Raw genomic sequence first — 18,700 nt, 5'->3', positions numbered from 1 at the left:
GCCTCTTATCTATATAAACAACTGCCTCTTATCTATATAAACAACTGCCTCTTATCTATACAAAACAGTTAAATATTTGCCTTAACAGCTGCGCCAACCAGTTGCTTATCGATATAAACAACCGGCCTCTTATCTATACAAAATAGTTAATTTTTTGATAAAGTTGCGCCAATTATGGTCTAAGAGGTTAGCATTTTGTTTAAGGAACGGTTCAAAGACGTCAATCTTAAAGGCGATTTGTTTGGTGGCGTCACCACAGCCATCATTTCCCTACCCTTGGCACTGGCCTTTGGTGTTGCCTCTGGCGCTGGCGCCGAAGCCGGATTATGGGGCGCGATACTAGTGGGCTTTTTTGCCTCCTTATTTGGCGGCTCATCAAGCTTAATATCTGAACCGACCGGCCCTATGACAGTGATTATGACCGCCATTTTAACCAGCATGGTGGCCAAATACCCTGAATCAGGAATGGCAATATCCTTTACCGTGGTGATGATGGCAGGCGGTTTTCAATTTTTACTCGGCATGCTCAAGCTAGGTAAATACGTCACCTTAATGCCATACAGTGTCATTTCAGGCTTTATGTCAGGCATTGGGGTGATTTTAATCATCTTACAGCTGTCACCATTGTTAGGTCATGCCGCTCCTGCAGGTGGTGTGTTAGGCACCTTATCAGCCCTCCCAGACACCTTAAGCAATATTAAGTTTGCTGAACTATTTTTAGACTTACTGACTTTAGCGACATTATTTTTGTTTCCTCAGCGCTATCGTAAATACGTCCCTGCGCAACTGGTTGCCTTAGTCGCCATCACGTTACTGTCAGTGATTTTATTTGATAGTGACAGCATTCGCCGTATCGGGGTTATTCCTGCTGGGTTACCTTCTTTAGTGATACCGCACATAAATGCGGATATTTTTATTACCATGGTGATTGATGCCTTGGTGTTAGGCACCTTAGGCTGTATCGATACGTTACTCACCGCCGTTATCGGAGACTCATTGACCCGTAAAGAGCACGACTCAGACAAAGAGTTACGGGGTCAGGGCTTGGCTAATATGATTTCAGGTTTATTCGGCGCCCTGCCTGGCGCAGGTGCTACTATGGGTACAGTGACCAATATTCAGGTAGGCGCCCGCTCGCCTGTTTCTGGTATGGTTCGCGCGCTAATGCTGGCATTAGTGGTACTTGTGGCTGGCGGCTTAACAGAGCCAATACCTATGGCCGTTTTAGCTGGTATTGCGGTTTATGTGGGCTTTAATATTCTTGATTGGAGCTTCATTCAACGGGCTCACAAAGTCAGTATGCAAGGCATGGCTATTATGTACGGGGTGATGATCTTAACCGTATTTGTCGATTTGATTGTTGCCGTTGGCCTTGGGGTATTTATTTCTAACATTATTATCATTGAACAATTAAGCCAGCAGCAAGCAAGGCAAGTAAAAGCCATTAGTGATGCCGATCAAAACGATGTACCACTGACCCAAAGCGAACGCGGCCTGCTGGATCAAGCCAATGGTAAAGTGCTGTTTTTCTATCTGTCAGGGCCAATGATATTCAGCGTATCAAAAGCGATCTCTCGCCAACATACCAGTGTGAGTGATTATGAAGCGATGATCCTCGATCTTACTGACGTGCCGATGATCGATGTGACTGTTGGGCTAGCGCTAGAAAATGCCATTAAAGATGCCCAAGATGCCCATTGTGAAGTATTTTTATTGTGCCCTAACCTGCAAACCAAAGATCAGCTGCAGAAGTTTCATGTGATTGATTCGCTGCCAACTGAAAACACCTTTTTGTTCCGCTATGAAGCCTTACAGGCGGCCCTTAAACATGTGCAAGCTAACGGCTAGAAATATGAGTAACTGGATGGGTGAGTTAAGATAATAAATAACCCATCCTAACTTACTCAAATAAATCCTATTTTTAGCAAAAATTTCATTAAGATTTGTTAACCAGCTCGCCATTTTTAAACAACATAATGCTATAGTGAACTCAGTTCCAAAATACTGAATTTCTGTTCACCATTTAGGGGTTATCTATGTTAAATGAGAATCACGCACTAATTTTCGACTTTCCAGAATTTAAGCAAGACATTGTTGATTTAACACATAAAGATGAAACATTTCAAAAGCAATCAAAACAATACCACCTACTGGATTATGAAATCCGCCAGTTAGAAATTGATGGCAGCCCAACCGATGACGAACACATGCACCAACTTAAAGTGCAGCGGGCTAATTTAAAAGATGTGCTATTCCAACAGCTAAAAGCCCATCACGACTAATTCGTACCAAACCAGACCCAGCGAAGGGAACGATGCGATAAAACAATCATTCCCTTCACCGCTTGTTCCACTCAGATTTAAACCCATCCTCTCCCACTCTTTTTAGCGCTATTAAAAGCAGCTAAGCGTAAATAGAAAGTCTTCATTAAGCCTTAGCCACTCGCTATTAACCCATTCGTCACTATACTTCTCGGTGTTAATTTTTTAACAACCTAAGAGAGATTAAGATGAAATATATCGTATTAATAATCGGATTATGCAGCTTACTCTTTGCCGTTTCTTCTCAGGCTGAGCTTGAGATTTATAAAGACTATGACATTGGAAAAGAAGTGACTTCAATGACCACGGTGAGGATCGATCCCAACATGGAAGACGTTTACCTAGAAGGCTTAAGAGAAAGTTGGGTTAAAGCGGTACGGTTACAAAAAGAGCTGGGTTATATTAAAGATTGGAAAATTTTTGCCAGTGAATTACCACAAAGTGGCGAATTCAATATGGTGCTAATGGTGATGTTTGAAAATAGTGCCGATTTAGAACCCAATCAGGAAAAGTATAAAAACTTCATGAAAAGTTGGGGCCAAGCCAATCAAGACAATAGCCGTAAAATCACTAAAACTTATCCCAATGTAAGAACCTTAACCGGAGAATACCGATTAAGAGAAATTATCATGAAGTAGAAAAAATTAAGTACAATTTAATCATTAACTTAATCCCACTTCACAATATCTAGACCACAGCCTCGCATTAAGGTTTACCCCAAATGCGAGGCTGGTTTTCAGTTTCAAACCCCTTCAGTTATAACTTCTGTAAGCACCAAGCTTAAGTGGTGTTTTAGCTTTATTTAACCGATATTGTGACAAACCTTTACGCTCCAGCCCTTTATGCAAAAGCGAGAGCTAGCGCTTATTTTCATTGCTAAAAATCCGCTATCTTGGCTATAAGACGTTTTTTTGAGCATTAACCTATGTTTCAAATTTTCACTGATTTTGCATCATGGCTAATTTACGATTTATTGGGCTTGTCAGCGCAGACAAAGCTTGGGGATGCACTGCATTTTTTTGTTGAAGACGTAACTAAGATTTTTGCCCTACTGCTGGTGATGATCTACCTCATAGCCTTAATGCGAGCCTCATTAAATGTTGAACGAGTCAGAGACTATTTAGCTGGTAAACCCAAGGGCTTAGGTTACTTGATGGGCTCTGGATTTGGGGTGGTAACACCATTTTGTTCTTGCTCCAGTATTCCGGTATTTCTTGGCTTTACCTCAGCCGGGATCCCCCTTGGGATCACCATGAGCTTTTTGATCACCTCACCGCTAATCAACGAAGTAGCCATCTTGCTACTCATGAGCCTACTGGGGATAAAATTCACCATTTTATATGTCGTGGTTGGCATGAGTGTCGGCATGTTAGGCGGCTTTTTTCTCGATGCAATAAAAGCTGAGCGCTGGCTACAATCTTTTGCCGCTGAAGCCCTCAAACGCGGTCAACAACATAGCACTGCTAATAACCCTGACGATATTCAAACCCAAGCGCTATCAATGTCACAGCGGCATCAATTTGCCAAAACTGAGATGTTCGATATTTTTGGCCGAGTATGGAAATGGGTCATTATTGGTGTCGGCCTTGGGGCAGCGCTGCACGGCTTTGTACCCGATGGTTGGATTGAGGCCCATTTAGGCAATGGCCAATGGTGGTCAGTACCTGCTGCAGTACTACTGGGGATCCCGCTGTATTCAAACGCCACCGGGGTAATTCCTGTGATGGAAAGCTTAATTGTTAATGGCCTACCCATAGGCACCACACTGGCATTTTGCATGAGCACCGTTGCTGCCAGCTTCCCAGAATTTATCTTACTAAAACAGGTTATGCAGTGGCGCTTACTGGCAATATTATTCTGCCTGCTATTGGTGGCGTTTACCCTAGTCGGTTGGCTGTTTAATGCCTTTACGCCATTTTTATGATTTTACTGATGTAAAAAACATCGGTGATTTAACAGCTCAATAAATAAGGATTTATCATGAGAACCATTAAAATATTAGGCTCCGGCTGTAAAAAGTGTCTTGAGACAGCAGAACTTGCCCAAGCAGTTGCCGATGAAAAAGCCGTTACTGTCACAATAGAGAAAGTCACCGACATGGCACAAATTATGGCTTATGGTGTAATGAGCACACCTGCTGTGGTGGTGGATGAAAAAGTGGTTCATAAAGGCAGTAAGCCCACTAAAGAGCAACTTGCGAGCTGGATATAGCGCAGAATGATACATCTGCTTATTGGGATAATGATAACTTACATCGCTTGGTATTGATGAAAAAACCTAAGGGAATGGGTCTATCTCCCTTAGGTCTCCACCACAGTGCTTTTAGCACAATGCTATAACACAGCATTAGCCTCTAAATAGCGGATATTTTAGTGGCAAGACTGTCACATTGACTCTAGCTTGTTTAAAAATAATTCACTAACTTGTCTTAAATTGACCAATTTGTTCTCTTAGTTGCTGTGACAGATGATTAACCTGCACACTGGCACTATGTGATTGGTCGGCATTGCTGGCCGTTAATCTGGCTTCATCACTAATATTGACAATATTACGATTAATTTCATCACTGACCGCGGTTTGCTCTTCTGCTGCTGTGGCTATTTGGGTGGCCATATTAGAAATCATCGCCACCGATTCGGTAATTTTAGCTAAGGCCTCACCCGCTTGTGCTGCCTGAACAGTGCTTTTATCGGCTTGCTCACGGCTTGAGTCCATTACCGATACCGCATCTTTAACACCGGTTTGTAATTGTCCAATCATTTGCTGAATTTGATTAGTTGAATCTTGAGTTCGTTTAGACAAGGTTCTGACCTCGTCTGCCACTACCGCAAAGCCACGGCCGTGCTCGCCCGCGCGGGCAGCTTCGATGGCGGCATTGAGTGCCAGTAAGTTAGTTTGCTCTGAAATACTGCGGATCACATCTAAAATGCTACCTATATTATCGGCATCGTTTTGTAATTTTTGTAACGCATTGGCAGCTTGTTCAACCCCGCCAGAGAGGTTATCGATAGAAGCGATCGTTTGCTGAACTATCATGTCACCATGGACCGCTTGGGTATCAGAATCTTTAGCTGCTTGCGCGGCTAGCTCGGCATTATTAGCTACTTCCACCACGGTTGCTTGCATTTGATTCATCGCTGTAGCAACTTGTTCGGTTTCACCTTGTAAGCGCTGCATGCCCGCTAAGGTTTCGTTACTGGCCGATTTAAGCTGCACACTTGCCGTACCTAACTGCTGAGTATTACCATTGAAATCAATAATTAACTCACGAATATTACCTACGAATACATTAAAGTTACCAGCGACCTGATTAATTTCGCTATTACCACTGTCATCTAGCGCCACGGTAAGATCTTTAGAGCCTGAAGCCACATTACTCATGGAATTATCTAAAGCGTTAAGCGGAGTGAAAATATTGCGGTAAAGGGCTGACAAAATAATGATAATAAACACACCAATGCCAATACTGCCCCACAATTGCACACTGGCAGCTTGCATGGTGGAATTTAGGGTTTCTTGTACCGCAACAGTAAATTTACCATCTAACTCTTGGGCTAATTCATCTAAATTATCAGCTAACTCTGACGATGCTTGGTCAAAGCCACCAGCACCTTTCATCAGTAAATTACCAGCATCGGTCCCCTGAGTTAGGTAAGCATCTGCCATATTCACACCAGATTCATGCAATTGATTAATTTGACGTTTAATCGATTGAGCTCTTGCAGTATATTCCGGTGCCGAACTGATAAGTTTATCCATATTTGCTTGAGCGGCATGCAAACTTGCTAACGCTTCGGCTTTGGCTTCATCACTTTTTGTTGCGCCAACATCGGTTAAAAACTGCTGAATTTGTACAACATCATAGCGAGTATCTTTTAAAGCAAAAATAGTATTAACCTGTTTTTCTTCATTTAACACACTTTCATAAATAGAAGATTGCTGGGCATTGCTCACCCAAACTAAAACGATTAAAGCCAATAATGATAACGAAATTGTAATTTGAAGCATTCTCTTAATTGAGACATCAATACTCATATAACTACCTTTAAAGATTAAGCCCTGATTTAAAATAACAATCGGGTGAATTAGCATAAATCCACTGTGATTAATGACCTGATGACACAGCTTGATATCAAGTTATTTCAGTAGTCAGCATGGGGTTTGGCGAGTGGTTATTACTCTTAAACAGCCTTTATTGAGCATTAAAGTGCTTAATAACATGACTCAATAACATTGGCCTCTAATATTCGTGTAGTACACGATTAGACCTGTATATAGACATCGACTTATTGAGGGAAAACTTTAATGGAGATTTTGCAAGATAATGACCTTTGGCTTAACAAGTTTCACTTGTTAAAGTCAAAGGCCACTATTTTATGAAAGGCATAACTGACAGGGTATTATGGTTTTATCAACAGCAATCAACCGACGTCAAAGCGGGCAAAGGGATTATAACAAGGCCGATTAGCGCCGTAGTATTGCAGCGCCTCTGTGGCAGGGTTACTGACTTGGAAATAATTGGTCGACATCATAAAATCAGTGACTAATTTTCGCTCATACTTATCAATCCAAATAGCACGCTTTTTAACAACCAAATCAAACATTGAAGATTGATCTAATATAATAATGGCACGCAGCTTCATCTCACCATATTCAGCGGTAAAATGATCACAAAACAATTGCAGGTCTTCATCGCTAATATTTAGCTTACCCAGTAAACGATCAAGGCTAGAAACGATAAAATTTTGGGTATTTAATGTATGCACTCCATAAAATACCGCCCCACCCAGCCCTGCGCCAACCGCTGCAACTTTAAGAAACGAGCGCCGAGAAAGACTAGTACCACTCATATTAAACCCCCATTCTCGCTGCGCGCACTGCTAATGCTGCAGCCGTTAAGCTAGGATTAGCACAAGAACAGCTTGGAAATACTGATGTGCCCACCACAAATAAGTTTCGGTATTGATGATGAATAAGGTTTGCATCTACCACTGAGCCATCATCAATGTTGCCCATTCTCAAGGTGCCCTGTAAATGTGATTCAGTCGGCCGCCAGCCACGAAAATGAATCGCTTCCACAGGTAATGCATCAAGTACCTTAGGTAATTGCGCTAAAGCCTGCTCAATACCTTTTTTGGCGTACTCAGATTCTCCGGTATAGCTCACTACCGCCTGCCCTGTAGTAGCATCAATAGTGACATTATTGGATTTTTGGGGGAGATCTTCAGCGACAATGACTAATGGCAGGGTTTCTCGCCAGCGACCCACTTCTTTTCTAAAGCCATAAGGCCAACGATTTTCAAAGTAAATCAAACAAGAAGCGTGATCTTTTCTAAACTCGCCATCATACAAGGCATAATTGAGCCCTGTGGTAATAGTGCTACCATCAAAGTTCTCTAAACCGTCTAAATACACCTCTACTTTTATCCCAATTTGCTCGTGTAGCCCTAGGCCCGTGTCACCAAAATCCATTTTCGATCGTAGCAATATCGCAGGGCTTTGTATGGCGTTGGCGCCTAAAACAAACTTGTCGGCGCTGACGGTATATTCTTGATTGTTGTTGATAAAAACCACGCTAGAAACCGCGCTATCACTGTGCTGCATATGCCTTACTTCAGAGTTTAAACAGGTATGCACTCTTGGGTCTGAATACACCTGCTGAAAACCATTATGCACAGTAAATTTGGCCTGAATGGGACATAAATTACATTTGGCATTAGAGCAGCAGGCCGCCCGTGTATCAGTTGACACCCTTGCTCTGGCCGTTGGCATGATAAAGTGGCTGTCCATATTGGCATTTTTCATAATGCGATCAATGGCAGTGGGTCTATGGGGCGGTTGTGGGAAAGGTTTTGAGCGAGGAAGCATACTGTGCATATCAGGGTCGCCTGACACCGACATAATGCTTTCGACATCACAATAATAGGGCTCAAGATCGTCATAGGAAATCGGCCAGTCATTGCCGACCCCATACAAAGAGGCGGTTTTAAAATCTGCAGGATGAAATCGAGGGGTTTGGGCAAACCAGCAATTCATTCCACCACCAAAACCAATGGTGCAATTCCATTCTTTTTCAGCTGTATTTTTAAAGGTATCGGCAGGATCAACAGCCGAATTTTTACCTTGGGATAATTGCCAATTCCACGAATGATAATCGCCCCATTCCAGCACGAGAATATTACCATTAATTTTTTTTAGCGCCTCAAGTAAAAAAAATGAAGCTCCAAAGCCAGAACCAATAATTATTAATTCATACTTTTGCTGCGAAGCTTGTTCGGCGCTGACAATATTTAAATTCATCGTTATGGGATTCCTTTTCGCTGGTCGCTAACATGAGACCGTTAAATTTAATCCTTAAATACGGCCCTTAAATACAGCCTTTATTTTTAGTTAATTAAATATGGTATCCCCGATACCTTCATATTCAGCAACTAGATAACAATTAAATCATGCAAAATATCTTTATATAATTCCATCGTTATATAATTGATTGTATATAAAAACAATACAAGCGTTCTCCCCACCAAAATACCAATTTCAGTAGTAAGTTCTAGTTAATGGCCGCAGTCCTTTATCTACCATCACACCTATTCGATTAACTAAATCGATATTCATTAGAGTAAAACATCAACAAGTTTATAAAGCGCATTGGGCCAGATCATATTTTAGTTATAGCATAAAAAACGGCCAATCAATGATTGGCCGTTAGGGTTTACTGCGATTATGTTTAAAACCTTAGCAAACAAGCATGAGGGCTATTAACGCCACACACCCCACTCACCTGTAGTACCAGGCTCTTCACCTTGAGTCCACCACTGAGCAGTCCACTCTTGGTTATTATGCATCACCTTTTCACCGCCATTATAAACAGCAGATGCACTCCATTGCTCTCCAGGCAATGGCTCAGGGCTTGGTCCTGGTTCTACGTCAGTTGGGGTAATAGTAAAACTATAAACCGTTTTATCTTCTTCGCCTTGACCTGAAACAGTAAGCTCAAAACTGACTTCTTGGGCGACATTCTCAAGCAAAACAGTGTTGATAATTAGCTCATCATTTTGACCAATAGCGGTTTCAATCGGCAAACCTGCCACTTGCACCCAAGAGATTTGTTCAATATCGCCTTTGCTGCTTGCTGGCGTTAATACCACGTACTCACCATGGGTAACGCTAGCGTTAGTAATTTCTTTTAACACTGTTGGCGTAATCACAGCTTCAACAAACTCATTGTTTGCTGTGATACTGAACTCTCCATAAGCCTGTCCATTACTGGCATTAAAGAAGTTATTATGTAGCTCATTTCTGAAATACATATAGTGATTCATTTCTGCATGCCAGCGGCCAATAAACACGTTACCGCTATATTGAGTCTCGTAATAACCGTTGACTTGTGAGGCTAATAAGCGATCCCAATCGAGTTGATTGTCTGCGGTAATTTCTAACGAAAAGCTAGAGTGAATATCACCATTGTCACTAAAGACTTTATAATTAACCGACTCACCAAGCTGAGGGGTATTAAGGCTGATATCAGCAGGAATAAAGGCATCGCCTTGCTCTAAGTATGGCTCGCTTGGTTCTGGATCAACCGGTGAATCACCTGAAATGGTAATGTCACTACAGTTATAGAATCCTTCACCAACGGTGTCATCTCGCTGCCAGCGAGTAAACAAAATCGCATCACCTGAGCGATCGGCTGGGATCGCAATGTCCATGCGGTATTTTTTGTCAGCGTCCACAGCAACATTGCCGTACTCTTGGATTAACTCTAAGTCATCCCATTTAAGTGGCTTAGACACATCAACACCAGGCTTGGTTAAATAAAACTGCCAGAATGAAGGGTTGTGAGGCGCGGTTGCATTAAACACGTACTCAAAAGTACCAGTTGGCAATTCAGTGCGGGTCCACTGTGAATGCTCAGCACCCATACCGCTTTTTTGAGCGTCATTGGCATAACATAAGCTGCCATCAGGGATAGCCGCTTTTACCACTTCCATATCATTGTATGTCGGTGCAGGAATATTAATGGCAAATTCATTACGCTGAATAAATGGATAAGTACCAGAAATCGCTTTGGCTTGTGCACAAGCCGCATTAGGTGGCGTGCCACTCCACAAGCCACCTTGCTCGTAACAAATTGATTGTCTTGCTTCAGGAAATTCAGCCCAACCATGGGCATGAGCACTTTGATTAGGTATTAAGATGTACATTGCTGACACAGCAGCGACGGCACCGAAAAACTTATTGGTTTTCATGTAAATATCTCTAGTTATGACGTAAAAGAAGACTGCAGACTCAAGGGCGATAATGGATGAATATAAATAACCAACAGTGGTCTGTTCGCGCTACATCATAATTAAAAAAAACCATAAGACAACAGAGCCAATAAAACGACAGCACGTCAAAAAAACTATTATTTACAGCAATATAGAATCAAGATTAAAACGAGTTAACAAATTTAATAAATATTTGACTTGTCATATAATTGACGATAGGGAGCGTAGAAATAATCAACAGCTGCCGCCAATCACCCACAAACACTTATATGGCTTAGTTAAGCCAGTGTTTTACAATATCGTCTTAGCATCAATTTATAATGTATTAGGTTCGCGCCTTTAGTCACAGACAACTAGCGTCAAATAATTGATCTTTGAATGTTAAGATTATTGGTGGCCAATTGGGTACTCATCCGACCACTTCTATTTGCATCCAAATGCATATTTATTCAGCATTAGAATTTGTTTAGACAGCCTAAGTTCACAGCGCTACAGCAAATAAATACTAAAACCACTACGCTATTGTGAGTTAATGACGGCCTAATTTCAGCTGCTGGCAAATATCGCTAGCCAGTACTATTCGCTGAGTTTGGCCAAGTTGATGGCCTAGTGTGGCATGCCAGTTCACCCCTGTAATAGCCGCATCAACCGCTGATAGCCCTTGGGCGATAAGTGCAGCAATAATACCTGCTAAGCAATCGCCCATGCCCGGTGTGGCCATAGCTGCTGAGCCAGAATGGCAAAAATTGACTCCCCCTTGATGAGCCACTAGCGTGCCAGCCCCTTTTAATACCACGACTGCTTGATATTTTTTATGTAGTGCCAGCGCAGCGGCAACGCGATCGTTTGTAACTTCAGTGGCAGATATGCCCAACAAGCCAGCGGCCTCTGCCTCATGGGGAGTTAGCACCCAAGGCGTTACCGTTTGCTGATGCTTTGCCAAATAACGCAGCGCATCCGCATCTAACACCCCGAGGCTGCGTTTATTATCAACGCCAGAGTTGGGTTGAAGGGTTAATAGCATTTGCATGATTTGCTGCTCTTGTTGGCCGCGGCCAAGACCTGGGCCGACCACCAGCACGGCGTGTTGCTTTAAGGTGTTTTCGGTACTATCAGAAAACATAATCTCAGGAGATTGGCTTAAGCAGGCGACAAAATGGCTTGGCTCACACTGTAAAAATACCCGCCCAGCGCCAGCATTTAAGGCTGCGCGGCTAGCAATAATGCCAGCGCCAGCCATATTGCCAAGACCTGCAATAACGCTGACATTACCATGATGACTTTTATGGGTATTACCCCTGCGTGATGGCAGCATATTTACCCTTGGATCGTAGCGCCAATTCTCTTTTGTTGTACCAGCAATAGGCTCAAGCCCTAAAGAGTCTAACGACAGTGCCCCACAAGATGCTGGCCCATATGCAGTGAGTTGCCCCGGCTTATAAGCAATAAAGCTATGGGTGGCAGTGGCATTAACGCAAATCGGCTCAGGCTGGCCGCTATCGGCATTTAAACCGCTGGGCACATCAACCGCGTAAACCTGCTCAGCACTCTGATTAATGTCATCAATAACCTTTATCGCCGCAGCAGATAGTGTTCGGGTTAAACCACTTCCAAATAGCGCATCAATAATGATCGGATAAGATGCGCTAGGTTTAGTGGTATGAACACTACCACCAGCCGCTAAAAATTCATTCATGGCTTGCTGCGCATCGATGCCCGCTTTGGGCGCGCCAAAAGGCGCATAAACCACGACCTTTTTACCCTGTTGCTGTAACAATTTGGCAATGTAATAACCATCACCACCATTGTTGCCCTGACCCACCACTACCAATATCGCTTGCGATGTATTAAAGGCGCTGCCAAAGCGCTGCACAAAACTGCTAGCAGCCTTAACCATCAAGGGCCAAGTACTATTGTTATGGCTTGATGCCCAATACTGCTCGGCGTCTCTTACTGCCTGCGCTGATAACACCACTGCGCTTTTTTCAAAGTGATCCGCTAAATGATCCTCTAAGTGATCGTATAAATGATCTTTTAGCTGAGCCATTAAGTCATTGTCAGAAAGAGTGGCCATATAAACCTTACCTTGAATGCGAAAGCTAGTATTAACTATACAAGAAGTATGGCAGCACAAAACTACTGCACACGGGATTAGGCAGATATTTTCCATCAATATAAAGCGGGGGGTGGCAATAACTATCAACAATAGATGTGGCAATAATTTTCTACATTAGTCATTACAATTCAATCGCCTTAAGCATTAACACTAGCTTAACAATTGTCGTATGATGGTTTGTACGCTTACTTAAACAACAATAAATAGGAAAACCACGCAGATGGTAAAGCCAAATAAACAATTAAAGGGTCTAACAAAATTCAGCTTAGCAGCGGCAATCTCGCTGACGCTAAGCGTGCCAGCACTGGCACAACAAACCTTATTGATCGCTGATGCATACGTCGATGTAGTAAAAGGCAAAACCATTAATGACGTGGCCATTGTCATTAATGGCAATCAAATAACCCAAGTCACCCAACAAGCCAAAATCACTACAGATAATGATTACAAGCTTATCGATTTAAGCGGTAAAACCTTACTTCCTGGGATGATGGATATGCATGTTCACCTTAGCGGTGATGCCGAGGATAATTTTTTAGCCTCGCAAAATTATTCTATTCCACGCCAAACCGTTAAAGCGGTTAAAAATGCCGAAAAAACCTTAATGGCAGGCTTTACCACAGTGCGGGACTTAGGCGCTTCGGGTTACGCCGTTATTGCCACCCGCGACGGCATTAATGCCGGTGAAATTGCAGGGCCAAGAATTTGGGCTGTTGGCCATCCGATTAGTATTACAGGCGGGCATTGCGACGATAACTTTTCATCCCCAGAAAAAAAATCAAAATCGCAAGGGGTCGCTGATGGACCTTGGGCTGTGCGCGCTAAAGTACGTGAAAATATCAAGTATGGCGCTAATGCGATTAAAGTGTGTGCCACTGGCGGGGTATTTTCTAAGGGCACTAAAGTCGGCGTGCAACAGCTAACTTATGAAGAAATAAAATCAGCCGTTGATGAAGCCCACATGCGTGGCTTAGTGGTTGCCTCCCATGCCCATGGCACTAGCGGTATTAAAGCATCGATCAGAGCGGGCGTCGATAGTATCGAACATTGTAGTTTCATGGATAAAGAAGCAATAAAAATGGCTGTAAAGGCTGGTACTTACCTTTCTTGTGATATCTACAACACTGAATACACCCTCGCCTATGGCGCAGCTAATGGTGTACCTGAAGCAAACATCAATAAAGAAAAGTTAGTATCGCAAGCCCAGCGAGATAGCTTTAGAGCAGCGGTAAAAGCTGGTGCTAACATGGTATTTGGCTCAGATGCGGCAATTTACCCCCATGGTGATAACGGTAAGCAGTTCTCACGTATGGTGACATTTGGTATGACCCCAGCCCAAGCCTTACAAGCTGCGACCATCAATAGCGCCGCTTTACTCAAGCAAGACAACCTCGGGCAGATTAAAGCAGGTTTTTTAGCTGACATTATTGCCGTTAATGGCGATCCGCTCAGCAATATCAGCTTAATGGAAAACGTGACCTTTGTGATGAAAGACGGTCAAGTCTATAAGCAGTAAGCCAGTAAGGTTTAGCTAATAAAGCCAAATGACTCGCTAGAAACAACAAAGCCTTGATAGTGTTTGCTATCAAGGCTTTTTAATATGTAAAAATAAGGCTGATTTAAGCCTTACTTTAGCTTACTAGTTGATTTAGTTAACCCACTGCATTAACTCTGCAGCCGTTCTCAATGCATACTGTCGTTTAACCAAGTTACCAGCGGGATCAAACAATAGCACTTCAGCAGGGCTAGCACGGTATTTGGCAATCAATTGATCACCCTCTGGGGTGCCTATTCTGGCGATCAAAAAAAACGCTTGCTCACTAATCTGATCGCGAGCCTCATTCATTTGTACCGTTTGGCTATTACTCACTGCAAGGTTAGGATCATAAACAAATACAAACGCAGGCTTACCTGTGCCAATTTGTTCATGGGTGCTTTTAAACCCTTTAGGCATGACATTAAACACCACCGCAAACAATATCACTATGGATACAATAACGCCGAGAGTCACCCAAGGCTTACGGCTAGACGAGTTTGAACTGTGATTATCTTTGATAATAAAACCCTCTTTAAGTGTTCAATTCATGACAATAATTTTATCGTCTCACATTGTAATCAACTTAACTGAGTTTTATCTTAAAACGAAATTACGCTTTTAAAGCGCGGTCACAAGGTTAACTAAAACGCTGATATAAAGCCGCAAGATCCCAGCTGCACGTTTTAACAAAATTTAAATCCACCTAAGTATCAGCATCGACGCAGGCTAAATGCTAAAAAAGGGGATACTCTCAACAAGTATCCCCTTTCTTAACACAGTGACTAAGTTACTGGCGCTATCGGCTTAGTGATAGCTAACCAATTACTATTATTTTTAATTAGCACGTATCCAATCATCGACAGTTTGATTCACTAAGTCAGCAGAAGACTCCATAAACCAGTGACCGCCCGGTACCACTTCAACCTGACCCTTATTCAAATCGACAACCTGTTGCAACCACTCTTTACCATGGAACCACACATTCTTATCTTTGCCATAGATGAAAAGAAAAGGCGTGCCAAAATCTTCCACCGCAACACGTTGGGGTAAATCTTTTGATAAAATAGCGTTCCATAAATGCCAGTATGGGTAAGTCATACGCGCATCAGAACGTAAATTAGCCACTTTTTTATTCGCGTCTACATTCTGTTCAAGTTTTAATATGTTTTCCGCAGTAAAAAGCGTTAATTTTTCACCGAGAAATTCAGGTAAAACCCAAGCAAGCGCAAGGGCAAAGGTGTATTTAACATTAATGCTTGGTGATTTTTCGTTACCATAGCTGCCAATGTCTAAAAGAATAAGTCTGTCGACCAAGTCATTTTTCGCAAGATAATGTGAAGCATAAGACGCGCCCCAGTCATGAGCGAGTACAGTCACTTTATCTCTATCTAAACTTTCGATAAAGGCATCCATAATCATGCGAATTTGCTGAATATTGTAATCGGGTCTTTGGCCATTATCTTCTAGCTCGAACCCCGGCAAAGTAAATCGAGCAATCCGATAGTCTTGCTTTAAATATTCAACTTGCTTGTCCCACAGCTCTAAACTATCAGGATAACCGTGGATCATGACTATGGTCTCTTCACCCTCACCATCCATTTTTACTTCAAGGTTTTTTACTATCGTAGGTAGTTGTTGCTGAAATTCATCATCTGGCATCGGGCCTGTAAAAACAAATGTGCCTGCGAGATACAGAATGGGAGAAAGTACAACCAGTACGATCACTAAGATCCTAATTATTATTTTTTTCATACATATCCATTTTTATGTTGAAGTACATCTACAAACACCCTGCTGGCGTTTGCGCTTTTATCAATTAATACCGTTAAAAATTTTTATACCGAGTTAAATGCATCAGCAATTGCTGACAGATACCGCAGCGCTAACTAAACATAGCTATTCGCAGCCAAGATCTAGTGTATTTTTAAGCTGATTAATCAGTAACGCGGTTACATCCCATACAAATTAGAATAATAACTCTAATTTTATAAAGATGAAAAGAACTATCGACAATTATGTAAATACTGTAAGAAAACTAAATGCACAAGGCGTTCGCCTATCAGGCTTTTTACTGTTATTTCAAGCGTTTGATCGTTTTTAGGGCGATTTATAAGAAGAAGTTATTACACAGTTTGCCGATGCCCAACATATTGGGTGGCATAAGCGCATAAGCGCGGACTCAGCAATCTCGATTTAGTCAGCTAAAAAACCTATTTTGATAGGCTATGCTAAATGCTAAATGCTAAATGCTAAATGCTAAATGTTGAATGCTAAAGAGAAGAGCTTTAAACAAATGACGCGAGATAGGTCATAAAGAACAGAGAGATTAACTAAGATGTTGAGCCTAGTTAAACAGAGTCAAATAGTGGCTCGCGATGGCAAGATTAATGTTTGTATCTAAAGGTATTACTGTCGTCTAGAATGTCAATTTTGATCGCTACAATCCCTTGATCGCTACTGGCTATTTGTTGAAACGCTTTTTGAGAAAGATCGATCACTCGGCCTTTAACAAATGGGCCGCGATCGTTAATTTTTACATCGATGCTTTTATTATTGCCGGTATTGGTCACCCTCACTATAGTGCCAAATGGCAAGGTTTTATGGGCTGCAGTATAGGCTCTCATATTGTATTTTTCACCACTTGCCGTCAGTCTGCCGTGAAATTTACTGCCATACCAAGAAGCTTGCCCTGCTAGCACATGAGATGTTGAATATTGTGTTGTTTTAGCTGAGTCGATGGGCACTCGTGATGAACAGCCTGTTGCCATAGCAAGGAGTAACACACTAAACATAAGCTTAAATTTAATCATTGTGTTTACTACTCGCTCTTTAAAATAATGCTTCATTTTATTCGCTGTCTTGTAAGCACAAAATGCTCTCAGACAACTCGCTAACCTTAGCCTGCAGTGTAGATGAGAACATTTAAGCTGTCACTCAAGATGACTTATAACACCACCATAGCAAGCGCAGCATCACATAAACCCTGCTCATGTTCACTCCCTTGTTCATGTAGTAGCTGCTGGAGCCTATATGTTATGGCTCGCTAGCAACCGTGGATTCTGCCCCCCCGTTATTACACTGACTTGCACTTATGACACTTTTTAAAAGCAAAACCTTATGCCAACGCTTGTATCTCAGAGAGTGCTTTATCAATCTCGGCTTCGTTATTAATTAAGCTCGGCGCAAAACGCGCGAATGAGTCACGATAAGGCGTCGAGCTCATAATAATCCCCTTAGTGTGCATATGCTCTACCACCTGTTGCGGTGACAAACCATCGACATCAAAACACACCAGCCCCGATGATAGTTCAGTGGCCATTGGCGTATACAAGGTGACATGTGACATTTTTGCCAAGCCTTGCTTGGTTTGGGTATTGAGCTGATGAATACGCTGTTGCACATTGGCTTTACCCAAGCGTAAATGAAGCTCAAACGCAGCGGGTAATGCCCAACGATGTTCAAACGAGTGAAAGCCTCCTGGTGACATATGTTCACCCATTGGTACTTGCGCTTGGGTGCTATTACCTAGCCACACATCGTAGGATAGGCTGAAACTTGGGATCACTGCGCTGCAGTTATTCCAGCCGCGCTTTGAGCCCCATATAACACCAGTACCACGTGGACCAAAGATCCATTTATGAGTGCCTGTAATAAAAAAATCACATCCCAATGTACTCACATCAACATCCTCGATGCCAAAGCCATGTACGCCATCGACACAAAAGAGGATTTTATCAGCTTCAGAACGTGAGCTGTTGGCTTTGGCAATCACATCTGCCATAGCGCGGATAGGTAATTTAACCCCAGTGGAAGAGTGAACCCAAGTCACAGCCACCACCTTAGTCTTTTGATTAATGGCCTTTGCCAAGTTATCGATAACTTGCAAGCTTGTCACTGTGGCAGGGGTGTCATATAACGTAATACGGCGCACGTTAGCCCCTGTTCTTTCTGCACGCAGTTTTAAAGACAGATCGGTAGAGTAATGATCGTGTACGGTTTGCACTACTTCATCATTAGGGCGTAATTTAAGCCCGCTGTATACCAAAGATAACCCCATCGTTGTACTGTCAGTGAGGGCAATTTGTTCGGCTTCACCACCCATATAGCTTGCTGCCGCAGCGGATATTTTTCCATCAATGGTTTCAAAGTGTTTATGCCAATAATCTGAAGGATTGGCATCTAAGCCTTTGCGGTGTCGCTCAATTTCATCTGCCACAGGTTTAGGGTGAGAAGCCAACAAAAAGGTAGAAAGGTGAATGTAATCGTCAGTTAAGGGGAAAAGCTGTCGCAGCGCAGTCCAATCTCCAGCATTGATATTATCAGGCATTAACGCTGCTTTATTGCCCTCAGCAGCGGCATCAGCTGCATTGCCTATGCTTGTCCCAATGACACTTCCAGCTAAGGCTAAACCCATTCGACTTAAAAAATTACGACGTAACATAGACAACTCTTTATT

At 42.5% G+C, this 18,700-nt stretch carries 15 protein-coding genes; 6 read left to right on the top strand and 9 right to left on the bottom strand.

Features of this window, described 5'->3' with window-relative positions; genetic code table 11:
• Window positions 1–192: 192 nt before the first annotated feature.
• The 5 genes from BCU94_RS02135 to BCU94_RS02115 all read left to right on the top strand — a co-directional run bounded on the left by BCU94_RS02135 (window position 193) and on the right by BCU94_RS02115 (window position 4,532).
• Window positions 193–1,848, top strand: a complete 1,656-nt coding sequence (locus BCU94_RS02135; RefSeq protein WP_198590845.1) for a SulP family inorganic anion transporter — start codon at window positions 193–195, stop codon at window positions 1,846–1,848.
• A gap of 188 nt (window positions 1,849–2,036) precedes the next feature.
• On the top strand, window positions 2,037–2,282 hold the full coding sequence (locus tag BCU94_RS02130) for a YdcH family protein (protein ID WP_102439323.1): 246 nt from the start codon (window positions 2,037–2,039) through the stop codon (window positions 2,280–2,282).
• Between the two features lie 227 nt (window positions 2,283–2,509).
• A complete protein-coding gene (locus tag BCU94_RS02125; RefSeq protein WP_198589337.1) occupies window positions 2,510–2,959 on the top strand; it encodes a hypothetical protein in 450 nt (149 codons plus the stop codon).
• Window positions 2,960–3,246: 287 nt separating this feature from the next.
• Window positions 3,247–4,245: a permease gene (locus BCU94_RS02120; protein ID WP_102475496.1), complete on the top strand. Its 999-nt coding sequence runs from the start codon at window positions 3,247–3,249 to the stop codon at window positions 4,243–4,245.
• 56 nt (window positions 4,246–4,301) lie between these two features.
• The gene (locus tag BCU94_RS02115) at window positions 4,302–4,532 is read left to right on the top strand and encodes a thioredoxin family protein (RefSeq protein WP_102475495.1); all 231 of its coding nucleotides are present in this window, start codon (window positions 4,302–4,304) and stop codon (window positions 4,530–4,532) included.
• 207 nt (window positions 4,533–4,739) lie between these two features.
• Here the strand turns inward: BCU94_RS02115 and BCU94_RS02110 are convergent, their stop codons facing one another.
• The 5 genes from BCU94_RS02110 to BCU94_RS02090 all read right to left on the bottom strand — a co-directional run bounded on the left by BCU94_RS02110 (window position 4,740) and on the right by BCU94_RS02090 (window position 12,665).
• The gene (locus tag BCU94_RS02110) at window positions 4,740–6,356 is read right to left on the bottom strand and encodes a methyl-accepting chemotaxis protein (protein WP_198590842.1); all 1,617 of its coding nucleotides are present in this window, start codon (window positions 6,354–6,356) and stop codon (window positions 4,740–4,742) included.
• A 386-nt stretch (window positions 6,357–6,742) separates the two neighbouring features.
• Window positions 6,743–7,171: a twin-arginine translocation signal domain-containing protein gene (locus BCU94_RS02105; protein ID WP_102439318.1), complete on the bottom strand. Its 429-nt coding sequence runs from the start codon at window positions 7,169–7,171 to the stop codon at window positions 6,743–6,745.
• A 1-nt stretch (window position 7,172) separates the two neighbouring features.
• Entirely contained in the window at window positions 7,173–8,621 is a 1,449-nt protein-coding gene (locus BCU94_RS02100) for a GMC family oxidoreductase (RefSeq protein ID WP_102475493.1), read from the bottom strand.
• A 458-nt stretch (window positions 8,622–9,079) separates the two neighbouring features.
• A complete protein-coding gene (locus tag BCU94_RS02095) occupies window positions 9,080–10,570 on the bottom strand; it encodes a lytic polysaccharide monooxygenase (protein WP_102439316.1) in 1,491 nt (496 codons plus the stop codon).
• A 550-nt stretch (window positions 10,571–11,120) separates the two neighbouring features.
• A complete protein-coding gene (locus tag BCU94_RS02090) occupies window positions 11,121–12,665 on the bottom strand; it encodes an NAD(P)H-hydrate dehydratase (protein WP_198590841.1) in 1,545 nt (514 codons plus the stop codon).
• 262 nt (window positions 12,666–12,927) lie between these two features.
• Between BCU94_RS02090 and BCU94_RS02085 the strand changes: the two genes are divergently transcribed.
• On the top strand, window positions 12,928–14,223 hold the full coding sequence (locus tag BCU94_RS02085) for an amidohydrolase family protein (RefSeq protein ID WP_102475491.1): 1,296 nt from the start codon (window positions 12,928–12,930) through the stop codon (window positions 14,221–14,223).
• Between the two features lie 132 nt (window positions 14,224–14,355).
• Here the strand turns inward: BCU94_RS02085 and BCU94_RS02080 are convergent, their stop codons facing one another.
• The 4 genes from BCU94_RS02080 to BCU94_RS02065 form a co-directional block, all read right to left on the bottom strand.
• Window positions 14,356–14,661 (bottom strand): hypothetical protein, encoded by a 306-nt coding sequence (locus tag BCU94_RS02080; protein WP_241904945.1) that lies wholly within the window; start codon window positions 14,659–14,661, stop codon window positions 14,356–14,358.
• A 417-nt stretch (window positions 14,662–15,078) separates the two neighbouring features.
• On the bottom strand, window positions 15,079–15,996 hold the full coding sequence (locus BCU94_RS02075) for an alpha/beta hydrolase (protein ID WP_102475489.1): 918 nt from the start codon (window positions 15,994–15,996) through the stop codon (window positions 15,079–15,081).
• A 632-nt stretch (window positions 15,997–16,628) separates the two neighbouring features.
• Entirely contained in the window at window positions 16,629–17,054 is a 426-nt protein-coding gene (locus BCU94_RS02070) for a septal ring lytic transglycosylase RlpA family protein (protein WP_102475505.1), read from the bottom strand.
• Between the two features lie 305 nt (window positions 17,055–17,359).
• Window positions 17,360–18,685 (bottom strand): aminotransferase class V-fold PLP-dependent enzyme, encoded by a 1,326-nt coding sequence (locus tag BCU94_RS02065; RefSeq protein ID WP_102475488.1) that lies wholly within the window; start codon window positions 18,683–18,685, stop codon window positions 17,360–17,362.
• Window positions 18,686–18,700: the final 15 nt, after the last annotated feature.

Source organism: Shewanella sp. 10N.286.52.C2 (genome assembly GCF_002874545.1).
In the GTDB taxonomy this organism is placed as follows: Bacteria; Pseudomonadota; Gammaproteobacteria; order Enterobacterales; family Shewanellaceae; genus Shewanella.
Note: the sequence above shows the minus strand (reverse complement) of the source record. Positions and strands in the feature narration are given on the sequence as shown.

Bases quoted from the DNA above. Each gene is read 5' to 3' on its own strand.
- BCU94_RS02130 (WP_102439323.1), top strand. From the start codon at position 2,037: ATGTTAAATGAGAATCACGCACTAATTTTCGACTTTCCAGAATTTAAG.
- BCU94_RS02125 (WP_198589337.1), top strand. From the start codon at position 2,510: ATGAAATATATCGTATTAATAATCGGATTATGCAGCTTACTCTTTGCC.
- BCU94_RS02120 (WP_102475496.1), top strand. From the start codon at position 3,247: ATGTTTCAAATTTTCACTGATTTTGCATCATGGCTAATTTACGATTTA.
- BCU94_RS02115 (WP_102475495.1), top strand. From the start codon at position 4,302: ATGAGAACCATTAAAATATTAGGCTCCGGCTGTAAAAAGTGTCTTGAG.
- BCU94_RS02110 (WP_198590842.1), bottom strand. From the start codon at position 6,356: ATGAGTATTGATGTCTCAATTAAGAGAATGCTTCAAATTACAATTTCG.
- BCU94_RS02105 (WP_102439318.1), bottom strand. From the start codon at position 7,171: ATGAGTGGTACTAGTCTTTCTCGGCGCTCGTTTCTTAAAGTTGCAGCG.
- BCU94_RS02100 (WP_102475493.1), bottom strand. From the start codon at position 8,621: ATGAATTTAAATATTGTCAGCGCCGAACAAGCTTCGCAGCAAAAGTAT.
- BCU94_RS02095 (WP_102439316.1), bottom strand. From the start codon at position 10,570: ATGAAAACCAATAAGTTTTTCGGTGCCGTCGCTGCTGTGTCAGCAATG.
- BCU94_RS02090 (WP_198590841.1), bottom strand. From the start codon at position 12,665: ATGGCCACTCTTTCTGACAATGACTTAATGGCTCAGCTAAAAGATCAT.
- BCU94_RS02085 (WP_102475491.1), top strand. From the start codon at position 12,928: ATGGTAAAGCCAAATAAACAATTAAAGGGTCTAACAAAATTCAGCTTA.
- BCU94_RS02080 (WP_241904945.1), bottom strand. From the start codon at position 14,661: ATGCCTAAAGGGTTTAAAAGCACCCATGAACAAATTGGCACAGGTAAG.
- BCU94_RS02075 (WP_102475489.1), bottom strand. From the start codon at position 15,996: ATGAAAAAAATAATAATTAGGATCTTAGTGATCGTACTGGTTGTACTT.
- BCU94_RS02070 (WP_102475505.1), bottom strand. From the start codon at position 17,054: ATGATTAAATTTAAGCTTATGTTTAGTGTGTTACTCCTTGCTATGGCA.
- BCU94_RS02065 (WP_102475488.1), bottom strand. From the start codon at position 18,685: ATGTTACGTCGTAATTTTTTAAGTCGAATGGGTTTAGCCTTAGCTGGA.